Raw genomic sequence first — 20,183 nt, 5'->3', positions numbered from 1 at the left:
GCACCGCTGTTGAAGACGGCGATCAGCGGTACCGGGCAATTGCGCATCCCACTTCAAAAGGGATCATAGTCGCGTGGCAGACCGGACATCCGGCCTGCAGGGCGCGCCTCTCTCCCGGTCTGTATTGAGGCAGGGCAGCGGCTGATCCCCTGTGGGAGGGGCTGAGCGTCAGGTCCTTCGGCTCAGGAATGCCGCGCGCGCCTGCAGATGCTCAGGCGAGGCGAGCAGGGTCAGATAGCTCTCCATCCCGCGTGTCAGGGCCCCCTCCGGATCGCCCGCGCTGCGGGTCAGGGCCGCTTTGACATGGGTCTTGACCGCCTGGGTACGGGCCGACAGCTCACGCGCCCGCGCCGTAGCGGCGCTGAGAAGCTTCTTCCCCGCCACCAGATCATCCGCAATCCCGAGCGCCAGGGCCTGTTCTGCGCCAACCACCTCTGAGGACAGCAGAATCCGCCGCGCTCTGGCGTCGCCGACGCGGCGCGGCAGGGTGAAGCTGAGCGCGGGATCGGGCGGCAGCCCGCTCGCCCGAAAGACGCAGAAAACCGCGGGTCAGGGCTGACGATCACCTGGTCACAGCAGAGCGCCAGCGAAAAGCCCGCCCCGAAGGCCGTACCACTGACCGCAGCGACGACGGGCCGCCCCCCGGCCCGCAAAAGCCGCACGACATCATGCAGGATGCGCATCCGCGCCACCTTCACATCGCTGGTCATCGCCGAGATATCCCCGCCCGGGCAGAAATTGCCCCGGCACCCGACAGCACAATCGCGCACCTCCGGATCGCTTTGCGCCGCAGTAAGTGCCGCGCGAAGCTCAGCCCGCAGGGTGTCGGTCAGGGCGTTCTTTTTAGAGGGAATATTCAGCTCAAGATGCAGGATCCCCTCTGTGCGGTGGCTGTTCAGCGGGTCCATTCCGGTCCTTTCCGCGGTGAGATTGCATCGGTTTGGGTGCTTTCAGGGCCGCGGTCCGGGACCACAGATCCGTTGTGGCCTCCATCGCCGGGCTGAAGGCATCCGCCCGCCTTACGGGGCATTCCCAGGATAAAAGACCCCCTTCAGAGTGGCCTGCCCTTCCGGGGTGCTGACGCTGACCGCATAGCTGCCGTCCCCGCAGCGGGTGCCGGAGGCGGTGATGGTCTGCCCGACTTTCACCGGCGCCGAAAACCGCAGATCGAGCCGCCCCGCGCCAATGGACAGCCCCGGGGTTGCGCTGATCGCCTGCAGCAGCAGGTTCAGCGACATGGTGCCATGCGCGATTGGCACGCCAAAGGCGGTGCGGGCGGCGAAATCAGCGTCCAGATGGATCGGGTTTTCGTCGCAGGTCAGCGCCGCATAGGCCCGCGCCGTCTGCGCCGAGGTCTGCAGCGTCAGGGGAGGGATGGTCTCAGGAGGAGAAAGGCTGTCCATTGCGATCCTCCCCTCACTCTGCCCAGATGGAGCGGATCCGTCCGCGCAGCAGCGACAGATCCCGGGCGCTGGCCGCGACGTCGAAATCGACCCAGCGGCGTCCGTTCTTCAGCTCTTTGCCCGCGCAGGAAACGGTGAGCTGCAGCAAAGCCCCCCATTCAACCCTCTGTCCGGAGAAAGACAGCTCCTGCGAGGCGTGAACATTGCCATCGGGGCGTGGTTGAATGGCGCGCACATAGGCCTCCATCATCGCCGCGACGATAACGCCTTCGGGCAGGCTGTCGCCGGGGCAGGGACCATAGATGGCCTCCCAGCTGCGCCGCCGCGCCTCATCCGTGATGACGTTCAATGTTCCAAAGATATGGCCCGGCTCAAACCGCTCAAAGGTCCAGAGCGGCGCGGCCGCCTCGTGTGTTGTGCTCACCTCAACTCCCTCTCGGCCACTCCCTGCGTCCTGCCGCGACGGTCAGGTAATCCTTGCAATAACCGACCGTCCGTTTTTATTATAAGCGGAATGAGGGAGGACTCCAGTGCTGAATGAGAAGGTGGTGATCGTGACCGGGGCCGGGGGCGGCATCGGTCGGGCGCTTGCGCTTGAATGTGCGAAATCCGGGGCGCGGGTGGTGGTCAACGACATCGGCGCTTCCCTGAGCGGTGAGCCGGGTGATCCGGGCGCGGCCGAGGCGGTCGCGGCGGAGATCTGTGCAGCGGGTGGCGCGGCCATGGTCTCGACCCATTCGGTCACCGATCCGGGCGCGGTCCAGGACATGGTGCGCGGCGCGGTGCAGCAGTTCGGGCGGTTGGACGGCGTGATCAACAATGCCGGAATTCTGCGCGACACCTTCTTTCATAAGATGAGTTATGACGCCTTTGATGCGGTCATAAAGGTGCATCTTTACGGCAGCTTCAACGTCAGCCGCGCGGCGGCGGCGGTCTTTAAAGATCAGGGCTCAGGCGCTTTTGTGCATATGACCTCGACCTCGGCGCTGATCGGAAACTTCGGCCAGGCCAATTATATGGCTGCCAAACTCGCCATTGCGGCGCTGTCGAAATCCATCGCGCTGGATATGCAGCGCTTTGGCGTTACCTCCAATTGCATCGCCCCCTTTGCCTGGAGCCGGATGACCTCGTCTCTTCCCACCGAAACGGCTGAGCAGATCGCGCGGGTGGAAAAGTTCAAACAGATGGTGCCGGAAAAGATTGCGCCTCTCGCGATTGCGCTTCTGTCGGGGCGTGCGTCGGTCCCCTCGGGTCAGATCTTCACCCTGCGCAACAATGAGATCATGCTGATGAGCCAGCCGCGCCCGCTGCGCTCGGTTCACCGTGCAGAAGGCTGGACGCCCGAAACGGTGCTGGATCATGCGCTTCCGGCCATGGCCGCGCAGTTCTATCCGCTGGATCGCTCAGAGAATGTGTTCACCTGGGATCCGATATGACCATGGGCGGCGGACTTTGAGATGACGGATCACACGCCGACCGGGATCTTCTTTGAAAGCATACTTATCCCGGCAGATGCGCTGATCGGCGAAGACGGTAAGGGGTTTGAATATATCCTGACCGGCATGAAGGCCGCGCGGCGGCTGATCGCCCCGGAGGCGGCGACGGCCTGCATCCGGAGCCACGGCGGCTTTGGTTTGACGGAAGACGATGACGTCGGGCGGAAGTCCTGCGACATTCGCCTCTGTCAGGTCGCGCCGATTTCGACCAATCTGATCCTGTCGTTCACCGCCGGGCATATGCCTGGCCTGCCGCGCAGCAATTGAGGAGCCGCCCATGAGCCGTCGAGCCGCCATTGTCGCCCCGCTGCGCAGCCCCATCGGCCGCTTTGGCGGGGCTTTTCGCGATCTGCCGCTGGAGGATCTTGGCGCGGCGGTGATCCGTGCAGTTCTTGCCAAAAGCGGCATTGATCCGGCGGTGATTGAGGATGTGGTCTTCGCGCAGTCCTATGCCAACAGCGAAACCCCCTGCACCGGGCGCTGGCTGGCGCTGCAGGCGGGCCTGCCCGTCGAGGTGCCGGGGATGCAGCTTGACCGGCGTTGCGCGGGCGGTCTGCAGTCCATCGCCACCGCCGCGATGATGGTGCAAAGCGGGGCCTGTGATGTCGTCCTTGCGGGCGGTATCGAGAGCATGAGCCGGATTGAATATTACTCCACCGATATGCGGTGGGGCAAACGCGCAGGCTCAGCGCAGTTCTATGACCGTCTTGATCGCGGGCGCGAGCGGTCGCAGCCCGTAGAGCGGTTTGGCTTGATCTCGGGCATGGTTGAAACGGCTGAGAACCTGGCGCGCGATTATGCCATCCCCCGGGAGGCCTGTGACGTTTTCGCCGCAGCCAGTCACCAAAAAGCCGCCGCTGCCTGGGCGGAGGGGCGCTTTCGCGATGAGGTGGTGGCGATCGATGTGCCGACGGCCCGGGGCGAGCGCCGCCGGATCGACCACGATGAAGGGATCCGGGCTGAGACGACCGGGGAGACGCTGGCGAACCTGCGCCCTATCTTAGCGGGGGGCGTGACCACGGCGGGCAATGCCAGCCAGCAAAATGACGCCGCCGCCGCCTGTCTGATCGTGGCTGAGGACCGTCTGGCCGATCTGGGCCTGACGCCGATTGGCTTTCTGACCGGCTGGGCTGCGGCGGGCTGTGCGCCCTCGCATATGGGCATCGGTCCGGTTCCGGCAAGCGCACGGGCTTTGAAAAAGGCCGGGCTGCGGCTGGATCAGATGGACCTCATAGAGGTGAACGAGGCATTTGCCGCGCAGGTCCTCGCGGTGACTTCGGCCTGGGGGATCGGGGGGGCGGATCCGCGCCTGAACGTTAACGGCTCGGGCATTTCGCTCGGGCATCCGATCGGGGCGACGGGGGTGCGGATCATGACCACATTGTTGCATGAGATGGCGCGGCGCGGTGCGCGCTATGGTCTTGAGACCATGTGCGTCGGCGGTGGCCAGGGCATGGCCGCCATCTTTGAGCGCGCCTGAAATGCGGAAGATCTCCCCCGAGGCCCTTGAGTTCGCAAGCCTTCTCCAGCCTGGCGATGGTCTGGCCTGGGGCCAGGCGGCGGCCGAGCCGCTGACCCTGACGCGCGCCCTGATGGCGCAGCGACAGGGCCTCAGCGGCATTCACGCCTTTTGCGGCATCGGCTGGGCCGACACGCTCGATCCCGCCTATACGGATGCTCTGCGCTTTACGTCTTACTGCGGCACGGCGCGCAACCGGCTTTTGCAGGCCGCAGGGCAGCTTGATATCCTGCCGGTGCATTACAGCGGCCTTGAGGCGGCCCTCGCGCCCCGCGTTGACGTTTTGCTGATCCAGATCGCCGAGGGGCGCATCCCGGGAACCTTCAGCTTCTCGCTGGCCTGTGAATATCTGGCACCGCTGGTCAAATCGGCGCGTCTGGTCATTGCAGAGCTGAACAGCCAGGCCCCCTCCACCCCGGGCATGGTAACTATCACGCGCGATGAGATTGATATTCTGGTGCCGGTCTGCCGCGCCCTGCCGCTGCCGCCGGAGGCAAAGGGCGACGCCGTGCAGGCGCGTATCGCCGAGCGCATCGCCGCGCTGATCCCGGAGGGGGCCATCCTGCAGGTCGGCCTTGGCGCTTTGCCCGAAGCGATCCTGTCGAGGCTGCACCACCACCGTCATCTGGGGCTGCACAGCGGGCTTTTCACCGAAGGCATGGCCGGGCTGATCCACGCCGGGGTTGTCGACAACAGCACCAAAGCTGCGGCGCGGGGCGTCTCGGTCACCGGGCTGATTACCGGGGGCGAAGCGGCCTGGGCCCTGGCGCAGGAGACCGATCTTATCCGGCTTGCGCCGACCTCCTATACCCATGCGCTGCCGGTTCTGGCAGCCCTGCCAAAGCTGGTCGCAATCAATGCGGGGCTTGAGGTTGATCTGACGGGCCAGGTGAATTCCGAGGTCGCTGCAGGGGCTTATGTGGGGGCGATCGGGGGCGGGACAGATTTCGCACGCGGCGCTGCCGCCTCTGCGGGCGGGCTGCCGCTGCTGGCGCTGCCATCGGCGCGGCGGGGCAGGGACGGACGGCTGATCTCCGCCATTGTGCCGGCGCTCGGCGGGCCGGTCAGCCTGTCGCGGGCCGATGCGGGGGTGATCGTGACCGAAGAGGGGGTGGCCGATCTGCGCGGCCAGCCCTTCGCAGAGCGCGCTCTGCGCCTGATCCGCGTCGCACATCCGGAGCTGCGCGAAGATCTGTCGCGCGAGGCCCGAGACCGCGGACTTTTGCGCCCGCATCACCTGCGGCGGGATTAGCTCTGTGATCGGCATTATTGCCGAAGCGGTCCGCGGGTCAGACGGGCCCCCTTTTCCTTTAGAGGTTACGCCACGCGCCCGGCGTTGTTACAGCAGTTCGCAGCGAGCTGCGATTCACATGGCAATGGACAGGGCCACCGGTGACATCCGTGCCGTGGAGATCACCTCAAGCGACAAGGGGCGACGGTCCCGTTCAGCCAAGGCTGTCGGACCAGATCCCTGCTGATGAACAGATCAGCACCGTGACAGGCGATGGCGCTTATGACACAGGGCGATGCTTAAGCGCGATCCTTGAGCATGGCGGCACAGCGATCATACCGATCCGCAGGAGCGGGCGGCAATGGCGCGAAACCTGTCCCGCTGCCAGGCCCCGTAAGAAATCCTCAGGGCCACACAACGCCTGGGACGAGCAGCCTGGAAGTGCTGCCCCGGATATCACGCCCCAACCCGGATCGAAGCAAAGATGAGCTGCCTGAAAGCATTCCGAGAATGCATCGCCTCACGCGACCCGGACCGCCAGATGGCCGAAGTCCGGATCCTTGCCGCACTCATGAACCGGTTCAATGCACGCGGCACCGTCGGGATCCAACCTGTGGCCTGAATACAACGGGGAAAGGGGCACATCCGGCCAACGGCCCATTTTTGCAACACTGCCGATCAGGCCCATCAATCTGCACCAACGGGCCGATCTGCTCGCGCCGGAGGCGTGGCGGATGGATATGGCGCCTTTGCGCAAGGCTCTTCCACAGACCACCGCGATCATCCATTTGCGCAGCGTCCCGGACGAAATGTGAGCGCCATGCCGTTCCGCCAGCTTCTCAGACGCCAATGTCGGGCCGAAATCAGCATAGGTCTCGCGTATCAGGCGAAGCGCATCGTCGCGCAAGCCCGCACCGATGCGAGTGTTCGAAAGGGCGACCGCGCAGCCCGTGCCGGATCGCACCGGCAGCCTCCTCAAGATAGCGCACCAGCAGCCGTTGAACCTGCCGAGGGCTGATTGCCAGGACAGAGGTCGCCCTCGCTGTTCGCATGCTGCCGTCCACCACGCGTGACAGCACTTCCACAGCTTGAAGCTCGTGCTCGCTCATCAGAACCCATGATTGACCTATGCACGGGCCGAAGAGGGACATTTTAACCTTGGCAGATGGCGACAATTCTACGTCGCGCCTGCATTCTTCTATCTAATAATGTGAATTATGTTCATATTATCTGCCTCTCCCTGATCCAGCCTGCGACCTTCTGATTGTCAGCCGATACGGCGGCGCAGGAAGGCTCCGATCTGAGAGATCGAGGACTCAGCCTCGGGCAATTCCGGGAAAACCTGAAAATGATGCACCATTCCGGCCCAGACAACCAACTCGACCGACACGCCAGCCGCGCGCGCACGCTCGAGCAGCAGCTCGCTGTCCCCCAGCACCGTTTCGTGGCTGCCGACATGGATCAGCATCTCGGGAAGCCCGGCCAGATCGCCATTCACGGGCGAGGCCAGCGGATCTGCGGGATCCCCCCCGCGCCCCAGATAGGCGCGTACCATGGCGAGGACTTTGCTTTTCTGCGTCAGAGGATCCTGGGCGGCGTTGCTGTCATAGCTCGTCCCGCGCGCCTGCATATCCACCCAGGGCGAAAGAAAGACCGCCGCCGCCGGAAGCGGCAACCCCTCAGCCCGCGCGCGCAGCAGGGTGCCAAGCGCCAGACCCGCACCTGCGGAATCCCCCGCAATCGCAAGCCGCCGCGGGTCAGTCCCGGAGGCCAGCAGCGCGCGGTAGACCGAAAGCGCATCTTCGGCGGCAGCGGGATAACGGTGTTCCGGCGCCAGGCGGTAGTCGAACCCCAGCACCCGAACGCCCGCTGCCTTCGCCAGATCCGCCATCAGCGGTCCGTGAGACCGCAGCGATCCCATCTGATAGCCGCCGCCGTGGCAGTAGAGTAAAACCCCCTCGCCCGCCCCCGTCCAGGCCGCCGGGATACCGCCAATAACCTCATGTCGCAGCGCTGCTTCCCGGCCGCCGCTGATCAGATCTTCAAAGCCTTCGCGCATCGCATCCAGCGTCGTCTCACGCCCCCAGTGCCCGGTTTTCTCAGTGATACGGCGCAACAGCTGATCCATCGGGGTGTCGGGCATCGGGGGGCCTTTTGGCAAGGGGTCAGCCAGAGGCGCCTGGCGCAAGAAATCCGTTCAGAAAGACATCAACCACCTGATCTGCATAATCTTCTGACCGGACCGGGCCTTCGGGATCGAACCAGATATAGGTGTAATTCAACGAGCCGAGCAGCGACATCGCATAGGTCGAGGCCGTGCGGGAGGTCATGCGGTGCTGCACATCCACCCGGGTCAGCGCATCGCGGATCAGCGCGACAATCTTCCGCTGGCGCGCCGCAATATCGGCGACGACCGGCGGCTCCAGCAGGCTCCAGTCATTCAAAAGCACGACCTGTTCATTTTTATGGGTCGCGTTCAGATACATGATCTGCCGGGCCAGCGCGCGCAGATGGTCCTGCGGGGCCAGGCGCTGTTCACTGACCTCTTCCAGCGCCCGCAGCATGGTGCCGACATGGGTGCTGATAATCTCAGCCAGGATCTCTTCTTTTGAGCCGAAATAATGATAAAGCGCACCGCGCGACGACTGGCAGGCATGGGCCAGATCGACAATCGTCGCCATGGGAAAGCCCTTTTCTGCAAAGAGCCGCGCGGCGGAGCGCAGAATATTCTCCCGGATCTCGGAGTAGTCTTTGGACTGGGTACGCGCCATGGTGCAGAAAGCCGATCTTTGGGTTACTGAAGGATTGCACCCGGGCGATACGGCCAGGATGCGCCCCGGATGCGGCACCGGGGAATTGCGGAGCTACTCATAAGCCGGACGCATGGTCCGGACAACCCATTCGCCCGAAAAGCGGAGCGGGAGGCAGGAAAGGACCCTGAATTGCTTCATCTTACGGCCTTCGCTGCGTCCCTTTGGTGCAAAGCAAATTTCAACTTTACATAAACCGGACAAACGGTCAATTAATATAAAGCCTGTAACGGAGCCTGATATGAGCGAGCTTACCCTTGATCCGGATGTACTGCGCGGCTGGGTCGGGCGGCGCGAGACGGCAGAGGATAGCGCCGGGATTGACACCTTTGCCCGGGTCGCGGCGCTCTTTGATCTGGCGCCTTTGAGGCAGGGCGAGCCGCTTCCCGAGCTGTGGCACTGGTTTCTTTTTCCGCCAAAGGCCGCACAAAGCGACCTTGGGCCCGATGGGCATCCCCGGCTCGGGGGGTTTTTGCCGCCTTTCGCGCTGCCCCGCCGGATGTGGGGCGGCAGCGGGGTTGCGTTCTGCCATCCGCTGCGAAACGGTCTGCCGGTGCGCCGTGAAACGGTGATCGAACAGGTGGATCTGAAGCAGGCCCGCAGCGGCGTCCTGGGGATCGTGCGGCTGCGCCACGACCTGCACCAGGACGGGCGGCTGTGCCTGACGGAAACGCAGGATCTGATTTACCGGGCGGCTGCCATGCCCGGCGATACCCCCGCCGCTCCGCAGCCTGCAACCGATGACGCGCAGGCACAGCGGGTGCTCACCCCGGACCCGGTTTTGCTGTTTCGCTACTCCGCCCTGACCTGGAACGCGCACCGCATCCATTATGATCTGCCCTGGGCGACCGGGGAGGAGGGCTACCCCGGGCTGGTCGTCCATGGCCCGCTGACGGCCACTCTGCTTGCGGCCCATGCCAGAGCGGTGCGCCAGGCGCCCCTGCGAAAATTCCGCTTCCGCGGCCTGAGCCCGCTGTTTTGCAATGAAGCGCTCAGCCTGAATGCCTGTGAGGCGGATGGGGCTCTGCGGCTCTGGGCTTCGGGGCCGCGGGGCGGGGTCTCGATGTCGGCGGAGGCGGGATTTTAGGCTGCGAAGCCTTTGATCCGGTCAGACTTTCAAGACACAGGCTTCCTGCCGGAGGGGGGTCTTCAAGCCTGGCATTCGGATGGACGGCCGCGTGATATCCCCCCCCGCAATTTCTGCAACAGGAGCCTAATCCGCTGTCCCCGGGCGCGGTGAAACCGTTCAGGTTAGCCGCGCGAATGTGTCCACCGCCGACCTGCCCGCCGAATGTTATTACTCTGAAGCGCGGGCCGGGCTGTTTGATGCCGTCATCCGACCGCCAACTCATGCCAGACGCCCGGCAGGATGCGCCAAAGCTTTGGATATCAGCCGAAAATCGTACAGGGCCTCATCAAAGGGCGGCAGAGCATTAAGCCCGATCAAAGCCCGGGATCCCGATCTTTTCGCAGGCCTGAGGCCGACGCCGGGCATATGTCGGCTCAATGACAGCCCCGGATCTTCGCTGCGCTGAAGTGCCGAGGCGGTCAGATCCTCAGCCCTGGGATATGCCCATTCCGCCTGAGACACCCAATGTCTCGCCGGTCACATAGCCGGCCTCGCGCGATGCGAGAAAGGCCACGGCTGCGGCCACTTCGTCGGGGGTGCCAAGGCGGCCAAGCAGTGTTGCGCTCTGCATGGCCGCAAGCAGTTTGTCGCCGCCGGTGACGACCGCTTTGCGCAGCAGCGGGGTGTCGATCGGACCTGGCAGCACGGAATTAACCGTGATGCCGAAGCGCGCATTCTCCAGCGCCAGGGATTTGCTGAAAGCGATCAGCCCGCCCTTGGCCGCCGCATAAACCGCCCCCCCGCGCGAGCCAAGCCGCCCCGCCTCGGAGCCGACATTGATGATGCGGCCAAAACGCCTGGCCTGCATCGCGGGCAGCACCGCATGGGTGACGGCAAAGACCGCTTCCAGATTGATGCGCAGCAGCCGCGTCCAGTCCTGCTCGGTGGTGCGGGTGAAGAAAGCATGCTGGTCGAGGCCTGCGTTATTGACCAGAATGTCAAAGGGACCGGAGCGGGCAACGGCGGCGCGAATGGCGGAAAAATCCGTCAGATCCAGCACCTCTGCGCGGATCTGATCGGGATAATCTGCGATCAGCAGGTCACAGCGGTCCGGGTTGCGGTCAATCACCGTGACCTGAACCCCCTCTGCGGCAAGCCTGCGCGCAACCCCGGCGCCGATCCCGGCGCCCGCTCCGGTGACGAGAGCACTCAGCCCGCGCAGTCGGTCGTGACATCCCATCCTCAGCGCCCCGTAAACTGCGGTGCGCGGCGCGCGATCACCGCCTGCAGCCCCTCAAGGCTGTCGGCGGTGCCGGAAAGCCGCGCCACCTCACGGGCCTCATCGGGCAGGCTTGCCTCAAAGCCGCGGCCAAGGCCGTTCCACATCAGCCGCTTGGTGGCAGACTGGGCCTGGGGCGCGCCTTCGGCAATCCGGCGGGCAAGGACCATGACTTCGGCATCAAGCGCCTCATCATCGACGACCCGGCTGACCAGACCGATCTGAAGCGCCTCTGCGGCATCGACAAAGCGGTTGGTCAGGACCAGATCCATCGCCCGCCGGAAGCCCACGATCCGCGACAGCGTCGCGCTTGCCCCGGCATCGGGCGCCATGCCGACCCGGGTGCCCCCGGCCATAAACCGCGCGGACCGGCCTGCAACCACCAGGTCGGTGCAGCACACAAGGCCCAGCCCTGCCCCGCCCGTCGCCGCACCCTGCACGCGGGTGATGACCGGCACTTCCAGGTTCACAAGCCCCGAGACGCAGACCTGCAGCCAGGCGGTGGCCATGCGCAGATAATTCGGCAGATCCGCCCCTTTTGACGCAAATTCCTTCACATCGCCGCCGCCGCAGAAAATTTTGCCCGTGCCCGACAGGACCACAGCGCGCACCCGGGCATCGCCGTGAACGGTCATGATCGCCTCCTGCAAAGCGCGCATCAGTGCGATGCTAAAGCCGTTGCCCGCCTCGGGACGGTTGAGCGTGATATGGGCAATCCCCGCGCCATAACTCAGAAGGACCGGGCCTTCGCCGATCAGGATCTCATCGCCTGCGTTCATCGGGATTTCCTTCACAGCAGGAACGACAAGGTCCAGATGGCCTTGTTGTTATTGACCAAAACCACCTTTTTATAGGCGATCTTCAATGCACCGCTCACACGGCGCAGATGATATTCGTTGCGCGCGCCCCACATGACATCGCCGCGCAGGTTGGTTTCAAAGATCTGCACATTGCAGGCCACGCGGATCTCTTCGCCTTTGGCCTCCAGCAACTCCAGATTGGAGATGACACGCGCCAGTTGCGAAGGCGGGGTCTGCGAATGCCGCCGACCCGTCTTCAGCTGCCGCACCCGCAGCGCGAGGCGCGAGCGGTTATCATAAATCATCGACATCCGACTTTCAGGATCGGTATCGGCCCCATTGGCCGGCACCCAGTACAGCGCATCATCGCTCCAGAGCGCCTCCCAGCCGTCATAGTCATGGGGGTCCTGAAGGCGCGCCTCGCGGTAGATGAACTGGCTGATCTCATGATAAAGCAGCAGATCTTCGGAATAGCGGTAGCTCTTTTTCGCGCCGATCCATTCGGTCAGAATATCGGGCGGGCCTTCGGTTTTCTCAGCCGTGCTCATACCTCGGCCTCCATGATCGCGCGGTAGTGTTTCCAGATCTCGCGCGAGGGCAGATCGTCGGTCGAATGCCCGATCAGATAGCCATCCTCATCGCGCCGCTCGCGGTGTTCTCCGCGTTTGAGAAACAGATATTCCGGCTCACGGATTTCAAGACCGCGCTGGTTGCGCTCATACATCTCGGTGTCATCGGCCAGCAGGAACCCCGCCGGGCCGACCGATCCCATGGTCTGCTGGCGCAGACGCCGATTGATATCGGGCGCGCCTTTGAACTGGATCGCGGTGCAATGCTGGATCGATTCACCGGCCGAAACCGGCTGGATCACAAAGATCTGGATTTCCGCAATAAAGAGGTTCGGGAAGATCATCACATGCGGTGTGCCGTCGATCATGATCTCACGGGCGCGGGTGTCACCATAGGTTTCAATCATCTGGCGGGTGTATTCCGGCAGCCGCGCGGCGGTGGTGCCGAACCAGCTCATCGGGACATCGCAGTTGCGAAACTCGGGGCGCGGATCGACCTCCGTATGGCCATTGCCGAAAGCGCGGGTGACCGCCAGGGCCTTATCGCCATAAAGATCACCGATCGCACTGTCGGAGACCGAAAAGATCGAGGAATGCACGAAGGCCGGGTGATAGCCGTCGCATTCATTCTCAAGGATAAACTTCCAGTTTGCGCGGGTGCGGTGGCGCAGAAAGCCCGCGCTGATCTCAACTTCCCCGGTCGGAGAGTTGTTGCATAGCTGGTCAATGGTGCGGATCGCACCGCCCAGATGCTCTTTCAGCGTCGGCCCTTCTGCCGCCATCGAGCCGAACACAAAGCCGCGATAGCGCTCTACCCGGGTCACTTTTCCCAGGCCGAGCTTCGATTTATCAACGCCCTGGTACCCCTCGGGGAAGGCATAATTGATCAGCTCACCGCTGTTGGCGAAGGTCCAGGAGTGATAGGGGCAGGTAAAGCGCGCACGATTGCCCTTTTCCTGCACACAGACCGCATTGCCGCGGTGCGGGCAGCGGTTCAGCAGCAGCTGAATCTCGCCATGACGATCGCGGACCATCAGCACCGGCATCGGTCCCAGCGTTTTGGTCACGAAGTCATTGATATCCGGCACTTCGCTTTCGTGGCCGATATAAACCCAGGTCCTGAACCAGATCTTCTCCACCTCTTCGCGGAAGATCTCTTCATCAGAATAAAGCGAGCCATGCACCATGCCAGGGCGGATCAGCCGATCCCAGCGGTTCTCAAAGGTTCCGTCCATCCCATGTCCTCCTGTCTGACCCTGAGCATAGCGCTCGGGGCGCGCCCCGCAACTATAATCCGGACAGCCGACCTTTTTATGGATCAAGCGATCCGTCGCGGTCACCGCCCCTCAAACCGGGGCGGGCGACCTGCCAGAAAGGCTGCGCCCCCCTCGGCCGCGTCTGAACTGTTGAAGATCCGCGCCTGACCAAGCGCCTCTGCCAGAAGCCCCTCTTCGGGGCTGCGCGCGGTCCGAAGGATCTGTTTTGACAGCCGCAGCGCCATGTCAGGACCTGCGGCGAGCGCATGGGCCTGCGCTTCGGTGGCCGCCGCAAAGCCCTCGCCCGGCAGCACCACAGAGCCAAGTCCACAGGCAAAGGCCTCCCCGGCTTGCAGGAGTTTGCCGGTAAAGATCAGCCAGGCGGCGCGCTGATAGCCAAGGGTCTCGCGCAGAAAAACATGCAGGCCCGCATCGCATAAAAAGCCGATCGCCGCATAGGGCGCGCCCAGCCGGGCCGTCTCGCTTAACACCATCAGATCGCAGGCCGCAGCAAGCCCCAGCCCGCCGCCGACGCAACTCCCTTCCACAGCCGCAAGCGTTGGGATCGGCAGCGCCCGCAGCGCCTGAAGCGCCGGGTTCACCAGACCGTCGATCACCTCAAAGGCATCGGTCTCACCGGGGCGGATCCCCGACAGATCAAAGCCCGCGCAGAAATCTCCGCCCACCCCGCGCAGCAAAAGCGCCCGCGCCGGGCCTTGCGCCACCTCTGCAATCGCCACCCGCAGTGCCTTCCAGTCGTCCTGATCCAGGGCATTTTTGCGCCCTGGTGCGCTGAGCGTGAGGATCGCAAGACCCTGATCGAGGTGCAGTGAAATCGCTGACATGAAAGGTCCCGCTCGATTGAAATTCATAAACCGGCTGATCGTTTGGTTTTTGGATAGCATTAAACCCGCAGCCATGCAATCATTCGCCGGAAGGTCGCAGCAGGCGGTGCGGTGAAAGCGGAAGGGAGGATGGATGAATATGTCAGCGTCAGCAGAGCGCAGCGAGGCGGGTTTTCGTCTGGCAGATCCGGTGGGTCTCGATGAAAGCCACCGGATGCTGCGCGAGCAGGTCCGGCGTTTTGTGGAAAAAGAGATCGTACCCCATGCCGACGCCTGGGAACGCGAGGGCAAAATTCCACGCGCCCTCTTTCGCAGGATGGGCGATCTCGGCTTTCTCGGCATGCAGCACGAAGAGGCTTCTGGCGGCACCGAAATGGGGGCCATGGCCTCTGTCATCTTTGGCGAAGAGCTGTCGCGCTCGGGCTTTGGCGGTGTCACCTCTTCGGTGACGGTGCATACCGATATGTCCGCCTGCCATATCACCCGCGTTGGCACCCCAGAGCAAAAAGCGAAATGGCTGCCCGATCTGATCTCAGGCCGCAAAGTCTGCGCGATTGGTGTGACCGAGGCGGGCGCGGGCTCTGATGTTGCGGGCATTCGGACCAGGGCAGTGCGCGACGGCGATCACTGGGTGATCAATGGCACGAAAATGTTCATCACCAATGCGGTATACGGCGATCTGTTGATCCTCGCGGCGCGCACCTCAGGCCCCGAGACTGGCGCGCGGGGCCTCTCGCTCTTCATCGTGCCGACCGATACCCCCGGCTTTAAGGTCGCTGCAAAGCTGGAAAAGCACGGCTGGCTCTGCTCGGACACGGCGGAGCTGGTCTTTGAGGATATGCGCGTCCCCGCGCAGAACATGCTGGGCGAAGAAAACCGCGGTTTTTACGCCATCATGCGCGGGTTTGAGCATGAGCGTCTGATGATCGGCTCGTTCTGTTCGGGGGAAAGCTCCCGTGCGCTGGAGCTGACGCTGGACTACGTGCGCACCCGTCGCGCCTTTGGAAAAACGCTGTGGGAGCAACAGGTTGTGCGCCAGAAGCTGGCCGAGCTTGCCTCGCGCGTGGCGCTGATCCGGGCGCTGACCTATCAGACCGCGGCCACTCTTGATGCCGGTCGTCCGGCAAGCATTGAGACGGCGATGATCAAATCCGTGGGCCCCGAAATTCTGCATGACGTTGTTCACGGCTGTCTGCAACTGCACGGGGGCACCGGCTATATGCGCGGAACACCCATTGAGCGGATGGCCCGCGATGCCCGCATCCTGCGCATCGGCGGCGGCGCGACAGAGGTGATGCTTGAGGAAGTGGCCAAGCGGATCTGACCCCGCGCCCCCTTCCCCGAAGATCCGGCCCGGAGCCTTCCCGCTTCAGGCCTTTGCGTTAGGAAAGCGCCCCCTCGCGCTGAAGCGCGTCGATGTGCCTTCAGAATGCCCGCCCGGCCGTCGATGCCAGCGACCCGCCCTGCCCCCAACCGATCATGCGGCCATAAACGCGGCCCGGATCCGTCAGCGGCCAGGGGCCGCCATGTCCATGATGCGCAGATCTGCCAGCGGTCCCTGACGGGGGTCATCGGGGTCGCCTCCTGAAAGGGCTGAAAAAGATGGCGGTCGGGCAAAGTCTGCTCAGCCGGCGGTCGGGCGGGCTGCGGGGCCTGGCACATGCAAAATCCGGCGGCCCTCGGTGCGGCTGACGATTTCCCCGCGCCGGATGAGGCGGTTCACATGCGACAGGGTTTCGGTGAAGGCAAACCCCATCTGGTGGGGGTCAAGCGCGCGCTCAAACAACAGCGGCACCAGTTCATCGACGCTGTGCGGGCGCCGCGCGCAGGCGCGGCGGATGCGGTCACAGCGCTCTTCGTGATGGGCCTCAAACTCTGCGCAGCGCCGGTGAAGGCCGTAAAACGGGCGTCGGTGCCCCGGCAGAACCAGCACATCATCCGGGATCTGCGCGCGCAAAAACCGCAGCGAGCGCAGGAAATGCCCGAGGGGATCGCAGTCGCGCTCCTCTGAGCTGACGCTGACATTGGGCGTGATCTTCTCCAGTACCTGATCGGCGGCAAAGAGCAGTTTTTCTTCGTCGCAATACAGCAGGATCTGCTCGGGCGCATGGCCGTCGCAGCTGAGAACGCGAAATGAACGGCTGCCGATTTCCAGCAGATCCGGCATCAGAAGCCGTTGAAACGTATCCGGAAGCGGCGCGACATGGCGCAGATAGTCCTGCCCCATGATGGCGACCACGCCTGCGGTTTCCGCGGTCATGCCGTGGCATTGATAAAAGTCGAAATAGCGCGTGACCGCCCCCTCATCCCGCGCAACCGAGGTGGCGCGGCTGGCCATATAGCTCGACAGGCTGGTCAGCAAAGGCGCGTTGAACCGCCGGCAGAGCCAGCCTGCAAGTCCGATGTGATCGGGGTGATAATGGGTGACAATCACCCGCGTCAGAAGAAAGCCGCGCAGCGGACCCGCGAAGAGGACCTCCCAGGCGGAAATGGCCTCCGGGGTCTGGATCCCGGTGTCGATCACCGCCCAGCCGGCACCGTCGCGGATCAGCCAGACATTCACGTGATCGAGCTGATAGGGCAGCGGAATGCGCAGCCATAAAATGCCCTCTGCCACCTGCAGCACCTGCCCCGCAGCGGGAGGCGTGGGAAAGGGGAACCGCAGCGCGCTTTCGGGGCCCGGACCGACCTCTGGTTGCATGAAACGCCCTCCTCTGCCGTGGCATAATTATTAAGACGATCATTCGGTATATTTTTTTCCGGAGCAACTTGAATGTGAGAAAGGCTGTGCTAATCTTGCCCGAAGCTGTTGCGGATCCCCGGTGTGATCCGCGCGTCCTGAACCCTCAGATCCCCGCGGGCCGCAGATCCGGCACGGGCGCGCATGCCTGCGGGCGGCGCGCTGCACGGGTGCCATCCGGAGCCGGCATGTCACAGACACTCATTATTCCCGGCGCGGTCCAGGGCGGCTTTCAGACCACAGCCAGCCTCCCGGCCCGGCCCCCGCATTGAGAGTACGGCCGCCGGCGGTCGCCCTGCCGCTTTGTTGACAGCGCGCAGCCAGGCCGCCGCCTGACCCTGTCAGAGGAGATCCGACCCATGGCGCAAGCCTATATCATCGACCATTGCCGTACCCCGCGGGGCAGCGGAAAACCCGGCAGGGGGGCGCTGAGCGGCCTTCACCCGCAGGAACTCGGCGCGGCCGTGCTGCGGGCTTTGCGCGACCGCAATGATCTGCCGACCGGGCAGGTGGACGACATCCTCTGGGGCTGCTCAAACCAGCAGGCGAAGCAGGGATCTGATCTGGGGCGGATGACAGCTCTGGCGGCGGGCTATGATCTGCGCGCCTCGGGGATCACACTGGATCGGTTCTGCGGCTCGGGGCTTTCGGCGGTGATGCTGGGGGCGGCTTCGGTGATGTCGGGCATGGAGGATATCGTCATCGCGGGCGGCTGCGAGATGATGTCACATAACATCGCCGATCCCCGGGCGCAGCGCACGCGGCTGATGGATGCAGACAACCCTGCCCTGCGCGCGCTGTACCCGCAGGTCGCACAGGGGCTTTGCGCTGATGCAATCGCGAGCCTTGAAAACATCCCCCGCCCGGCACTGGAAGCCCTGGCGCTGGAAAGTCAGCGCCGCGCGGCTGTGGCGATTTCTGAGGGGCGCTTTCGCGGGGCGCTGGTCCCGGTTTATGACGCGGCAGGCGCCGTTTTGCTGGCGGAGGACGAACACCCCCGCCCCGGCACAACGGCAGAGGGGCTGGCAGCCCTGGCCCCGGCATTCGGGACAGCCGCCGGGGTGGTGATCGACGACGAGGGCACCACCCAGCTTGATCTGTTGCTGCGGGCTGTGCCGGATCTGCAGATGCAGTTCATGCACCACGCCGGAACCTCATCGGGGGTGGCGGATGGTGCGGCGGCGGTGCTGCTGGCCTCTGAGGCGGCCGTGGCGGCGCATGGCTGGCGGCCGCGCGCGCGGATCATTGCGATGGCGAATATGGGCGACAGCCCGGAACTGATGCTGAATGCCCCGGTGCCTGCCACCCGCAAGGTGCTGGCCAAAGCGGGGCTGACGCTGGAGGATATCGACCTCTTTGAGGTGAATGAGGCCTTCGCCGTGGTGCCCGAGAAATTCCTGCGCGACACCGGCGTTTCGCGGGACAAAGTGAATGTCAACGGCGGCGCCATCGCGCTTGGCCATCCGATCGGAGCGACCGGCGCGATCCTGACCGGAACCCTTTTGGATGAGCTGGAGCGGCGCGGGGTGCGGCGCGGGCTGGTGACCATGTGTGCGGCGGGCGGCATGGCCCCGGCGCTGATTATTGAACGTCTCTGACAGGGCTGACTGATGGCGAAATCACGTATATTCAACACAATGGCACCCGTCATGAGATCGGGGTTGCCACCGGGCTGACGGTCATGGAGGGCGCGCGCGACACTGGCGTGCCGGGCATTGAGGCCGACTGCGGCGGGGCCTGCGCCTGTTCGAGCTGTCATGTCGATGTGGCGCAGGACTGGCTCGAGCGGCTGACCCCGCCCCAGCCGGGAGAGGCGGATATGCTCGATTTCGCCTGCTCGCCGGACCCTGCGCGGTCGCGGCTGAGCTGTCAGATCCGGGTGACACCGGCGCTGGACGGCCTGGTTGTGCATCTGCCGGAACGGCAGATCTGAGCGGCCCCTGGATGCCGGAGCGCGGCAGGTTGCCCTGCCGCGCTTTGCGGTGTCACGCGGATTTATTCGACCAGAGAATAGCTCGCCGTTGCAGCATCGGCGCGCAGAATATGCACCGGTGAGTTTGAAAAGCGGCTGCCGCCCGCAAAGGAAATCGGCGCCATGACACCGGTGTCCATCGCCGGGTTGGTCTCCAGCGCTTTGATGGTGCAGGCCCAGGTCAGATCGGCCTCGCAGGCTTTGATGGCCGCAATCAGCGTCGCGGTCGAGGAATAGCCCGACATGGTATAGCGGTTGACGCGGGCCACCTCTTCGGGGCTGAGGTATTTCGTGGCCTTTTCCAGAAACGCGATACCGCCCGCGGATTGCAGCGGCATCACATAATCGACGCTCAGAAGACCATCGCTGGCCGGACCGATCGCCTTCAGGACTTCCGGCACCCTTCCAGGCCAGAAGGTCGCGATGACGGGCGAGATGCCCAGGCGCTCGGCCTCTTTGACCATGGCAATGTTTTCCGAGATGATGCCGCCTGCGATCAGCACCTCGACCTCTTTGTCCTTTACCCCCAGCATTTCAGAGGCAAAGTCCCTCTGGTTGCGGGCATAGGTCGCCTCATAAGCAATGTTCAGCTTCACATCATTGCGGGCCTGTTTCAGGCCTTCGGCGAGCGCTTTGCCGTAGTCATCATCCTGCAGGATGACGCCCCAGCGTTTGTCGGGATGAGCTTTGGCAAGATGCAGCGCCAGCTGGCGCATCCCTTCGGTATAGGTCTGGCCCACGACGAAAACATTGTCGCGCGGCGGCTCAAACAGCTGCGGCACCGGCCCGATGGAGATCATGGTCGGGATCCCCGACTGCTCCACCACAGAAAGCGCCGCAATCGCCTGACCCGAGCCCGAAAGCGAGGTCAGCGCGAAAACCTTATCGCTGTGGATCAGCTTGCGCACGCCCTGGATGGTGCGGGAGTTCACATAGCCGTCGTCCTCGGCGATCAGGCGCAGCTGCCGCCCGGCGATACCGCCTTCGGCATTGGCCTCGGCAACGGCCAGACGCGCGCCCAGATTATGGGCAACCCCCAGCAGTCCCGGAGGGCCGGTCAGCGGCTCAATCTCGCCCAGCAGAATTTCTTTATCGGTGATGCCCTGATTGGCAAGGGCCGCGCCTGCAGGCGCTGCCAAAAGTGCAGCCGCCAGAAGTCCTTTCAGAATAGTCATGCTTACTCCTCCGGTGTTC

General features: G+C 64.0%; 20 protein-coding genes and 2 pseudogenes. 9 read left to right on the top strand and 13 right to left on the bottom strand.

The features are described from left to right. Window positions 1-168: 168 nt before the first annotated feature. From EG244_RS07180 to EG244_RS07170, 3 genes and pseudogenes are all read right to left on the bottom strand, one after another. A pseudogene (locus EG244_RS07180) lies at window positions 169-908 on the bottom strand (enoyl-CoA hydratase/isomerase family protein). Window positions 909-1,019: 111 nt separating this feature from the next. Continuing rightward, window positions 1,020-1,403 (bottom strand): MaoC family dehydratase, encoded by a 384-nt coding sequence (locus EG244_RS07175; RefSeq protein ID WP_124964329.1) that lies wholly within the window; start codon window positions 1,401-1,403, stop codon window positions 1,020-1,022. A 13-nt stretch (window positions 1,404-1,416) separates the two neighbouring features. After that, a complete protein-coding gene (locus EG244_RS07170) occupies window positions 1,417-1,827 on the bottom strand; it encodes a hypothetical protein (protein ID WP_124964328.1) in 411 nt (136 codons plus the stop codon). Between the two features lie 106 nt (window positions 1,828-1,933). Here EG244_RS07170 and EG244_RS07165 point away from each other — a divergent pair, with 106 nt between their 5' ends. From EG244_RS07165 to EG244_RS07145, 5 genes and pseudogenes are all read left to right on the top strand, one after another. After that, window positions 1,934-2,839 carry an SDR family NAD(P)-dependent oxidoreductase gene (locus EG244_RS07165; RefSeq protein WP_124964327.1) on the top strand — a complete coding sequence of 302 codons (906 nt, stop codon included), beginning with the start codon at window positions 1,934-1,936 and terminating at the stop codon, window positions 2,837-2,839. A gap of 21 nt (window positions 2,840-2,860) precedes the next feature. Then, on the top strand, window positions 2,861-3,166 hold the full coding sequence (locus EG244_RS07160) for a hypothetical protein (RefSeq protein ID WP_124964326.1): 306 nt from the start codon (window positions 2,861-2,863) through the stop codon (window positions 3,164-3,166). Window positions 3,167-3,176: 10 nt separating this feature from the next. After that, window positions 3,177-4,379: an acetyl-CoA C-acetyltransferase gene (locus EG244_RS07155; protein WP_124964325.1), complete on the top strand. Its 1,203-nt coding sequence runs from the start codon at window positions 3,177-3,179 to the stop codon at window positions 4,377-4,379. Between the two features lies 1 nt (window position 4,380). Further along, the gene (locus tag EG244_RS07150) at window positions 4,381-5,670 is read left to right on the top strand and encodes an acetyl-CoA hydrolase/transferase family protein (protein WP_158617266.1); all 1,290 of its coding nucleotides are present in this window, start codon (window positions 4,381-4,383) and stop codon (window positions 5,668-5,670) included. Window positions 5,671-5,782: 112 nt separating this feature from the next. Continuing rightward, window positions 5,783-6,271, top strand: a pseudogene (locus EG244_RS07145) (transposase); the annotation flags it as partial. Here the strand turns inward: EG244_RS07145 and EG244_RS20635 are convergent. The 3 genes from EG244_RS20635 to EG244_RS07135 form a co-directional block, all read right to left on the bottom strand. Beyond that, window positions 6,170-6,613, bottom strand: coding sequence for a hypothetical protein (locus EG244_RS20635; RefSeq protein ID WP_199737869.1), 444 nt, complete (start codon window positions 6,611-6,613; stop codon window positions 6,170-6,172). The pseudogene EG244_RS07145 and the gene EG244_RS20635 overlap by 102 nt on opposite strands. A gap of 303 nt (window positions 6,614-6,916) precedes the next feature. Further along, complete coding sequence (locus tag EG244_RS07140; RefSeq protein WP_124964323.1) at window positions 6,917-7,792, bottom strand: alpha/beta hydrolase; 876 nt, start codon at window positions 7,790-7,792, stop codon at window positions 6,917-6,919. 22 nt (window positions 7,793-7,814) lie between these two features. Further along, on the bottom strand, window positions 7,815-8,420 hold the full coding sequence (locus tag EG244_RS07135) for a TetR/AcrR family transcriptional regulator (RefSeq protein WP_124964322.1): 606 nt from the start codon (window positions 8,418-8,420) through the stop codon (window positions 7,815-7,817). 280 nt (window positions 8,421-8,700) lie between these two features. Between EG244_RS07135 and EG244_RS07130 the strand changes: the two genes are divergently transcribed. Beyond that, window positions 8,701-9,546 carry a protein dehydratase gene (locus EG244_RS07130; protein ID WP_124964321.1) on the top strand — a complete coding sequence of 282 codons (846 nt, stop codon included), beginning with the start codon at window positions 8,701-8,703 and terminating at the stop codon, window positions 9,544-9,546. A gap of 469 nt (window positions 9,547-10,015) precedes the next feature. Here the strand turns inward: EG244_RS07130 and EG244_RS07125 are convergent, their stop codons facing one another. The 5 genes from EG244_RS07125 to EG244_RS07105 form a co-directional block, all read right to left on the bottom strand. After that, the gene (locus EG244_RS07125) at window positions 10,016-10,768 is read right to left on the bottom strand and encodes an SDR family NAD(P)-dependent oxidoreductase (RefSeq protein WP_124964320.1); all 753 of its coding nucleotides are present in this window, start codon (window positions 10,766-10,768) and stop codon (window positions 10,016-10,018) included. A gap of 2 nt (window positions 10,769-10,770) precedes the next feature. Continuing rightward, window positions 10,771-11,586 (bottom strand): enoyl-CoA hydratase/isomerase family protein, encoded by an 816-nt coding sequence (locus EG244_RS07120; protein WP_199737848.1) that lies wholly within the window; start codon window positions 11,584-11,586, stop codon window positions 10,771-10,773. Window positions 11,587-11,597: 11 nt separating this feature from the next. After that, window positions 11,598-12,155 carry an aromatic-ring-hydroxylating dioxygenase subunit beta gene (locus EG244_RS07115; protein ID WP_124964319.1) on the bottom strand — a complete coding sequence of 186 codons (558 nt, stop codon included), beginning with the start codon at window positions 12,153-12,155 and terminating at the stop codon, window positions 11,598-11,600. Continuing rightward, a complete protein-coding gene (locus tag EG244_RS07110; RefSeq protein ID WP_124964318.1) occupies window positions 12,152-13,411 on the bottom strand; it encodes an aromatic ring-hydroxylating oxygenase subunit alpha in 1,260 nt (419 codons plus the stop codon). The genes EG244_RS07115 and EG244_RS07110 overlap by 4 nt, the downstream gene beginning before the upstream one ends. Before the next feature lie 101 nt (window positions 13,412-13,512). Then, entirely contained in the window at window positions 13,513-14,277 is a 765-nt protein-coding gene (locus EG244_RS07105; RefSeq protein ID WP_158617265.1) for an enoyl-CoA hydratase/isomerase family protein, read from the bottom strand. Window positions 14,278-14,410: 133 nt separating this feature from the next. Here EG244_RS07105 and EG244_RS07100 point away from each other — a divergent pair, with 133 nt between their 5' ends. Beyond that, complete coding sequence (locus EG244_RS07100) at window positions 14,411-15,601, top strand: acyl-CoA dehydrogenase family protein (protein ID WP_233588928.1); 1,191 nt, start codon at window positions 14,411-14,413, stop codon at window positions 15,599-15,601. A 300-nt stretch (window positions 15,602-15,901) separates the two neighbouring features. On the opposite strand, the gene EG244_RS07095 is transcribed toward EG244_RS07100, so the two are convergent. After that, on the bottom strand, window positions 15,902-16,978 hold the full coding sequence (locus tag EG244_RS07095) for an MBL fold metallo-hydrolase (RefSeq protein ID WP_233588927.1): 1,077 nt from the start codon (window positions 16,976-16,978) through the stop codon (window positions 15,902-15,904). 398 nt (window positions 16,979-17,376) lie between these two features. On the opposite strand from EG244_RS07095, the gene EG244_RS07090 reads away from it, so the two are divergent. Further along, window positions 17,377-18,615: an acetyl-CoA C-acetyltransferase gene (locus tag EG244_RS07090; RefSeq protein WP_124964315.1), complete on the top strand. Its 1,239-nt coding sequence runs from the start codon at window positions 17,377-17,379 to the stop codon at window positions 18,613-18,615. A gap of 5 nt (window positions 18,616-18,620) precedes the next feature. Continuing rightward, window positions 18,621-18,950: a 2Fe-2S iron-sulfur cluster-binding protein gene (locus EG244_RS07085; protein ID WP_124964314.1), complete on the top strand. Its 330-nt coding sequence runs from the start codon at window positions 18,621-18,623 to the stop codon at window positions 18,948-18,950. Between the two features lie 62 nt (window positions 18,951-19,012). Here the strand turns inward: EG244_RS07085 and EG244_RS07080 are convergent, their stop codons facing one another. Next, the gene (locus EG244_RS07080) at window positions 19,013-20,164 is read right to left on the bottom strand and encodes an ABC transporter substrate-binding protein (RefSeq protein ID WP_124964313.1); all 1,152 of its coding nucleotides are present in this window, start codon (window positions 20,162-20,164) and stop codon (window positions 19,013-19,015) included. Between the last annotated feature and the right edge of the window lie 19 nt (window positions 20,165-20,183).

This window comes from Falsigemmobacter faecalis, from assembly GCF_003863335.1.
Classification (GTDB): Bacteria; Pseudomonadota; Alphaproteobacteria; order Rhodobacterales; family Rhodobacteraceae; genus Wagnerdoeblera; species Wagnerdoeblera faecalis.
The sequence above is the reverse complement of the archived record's forward strand: the minus strand, read 5'-3'. Positions and strand labels throughout refer to the sequence as shown.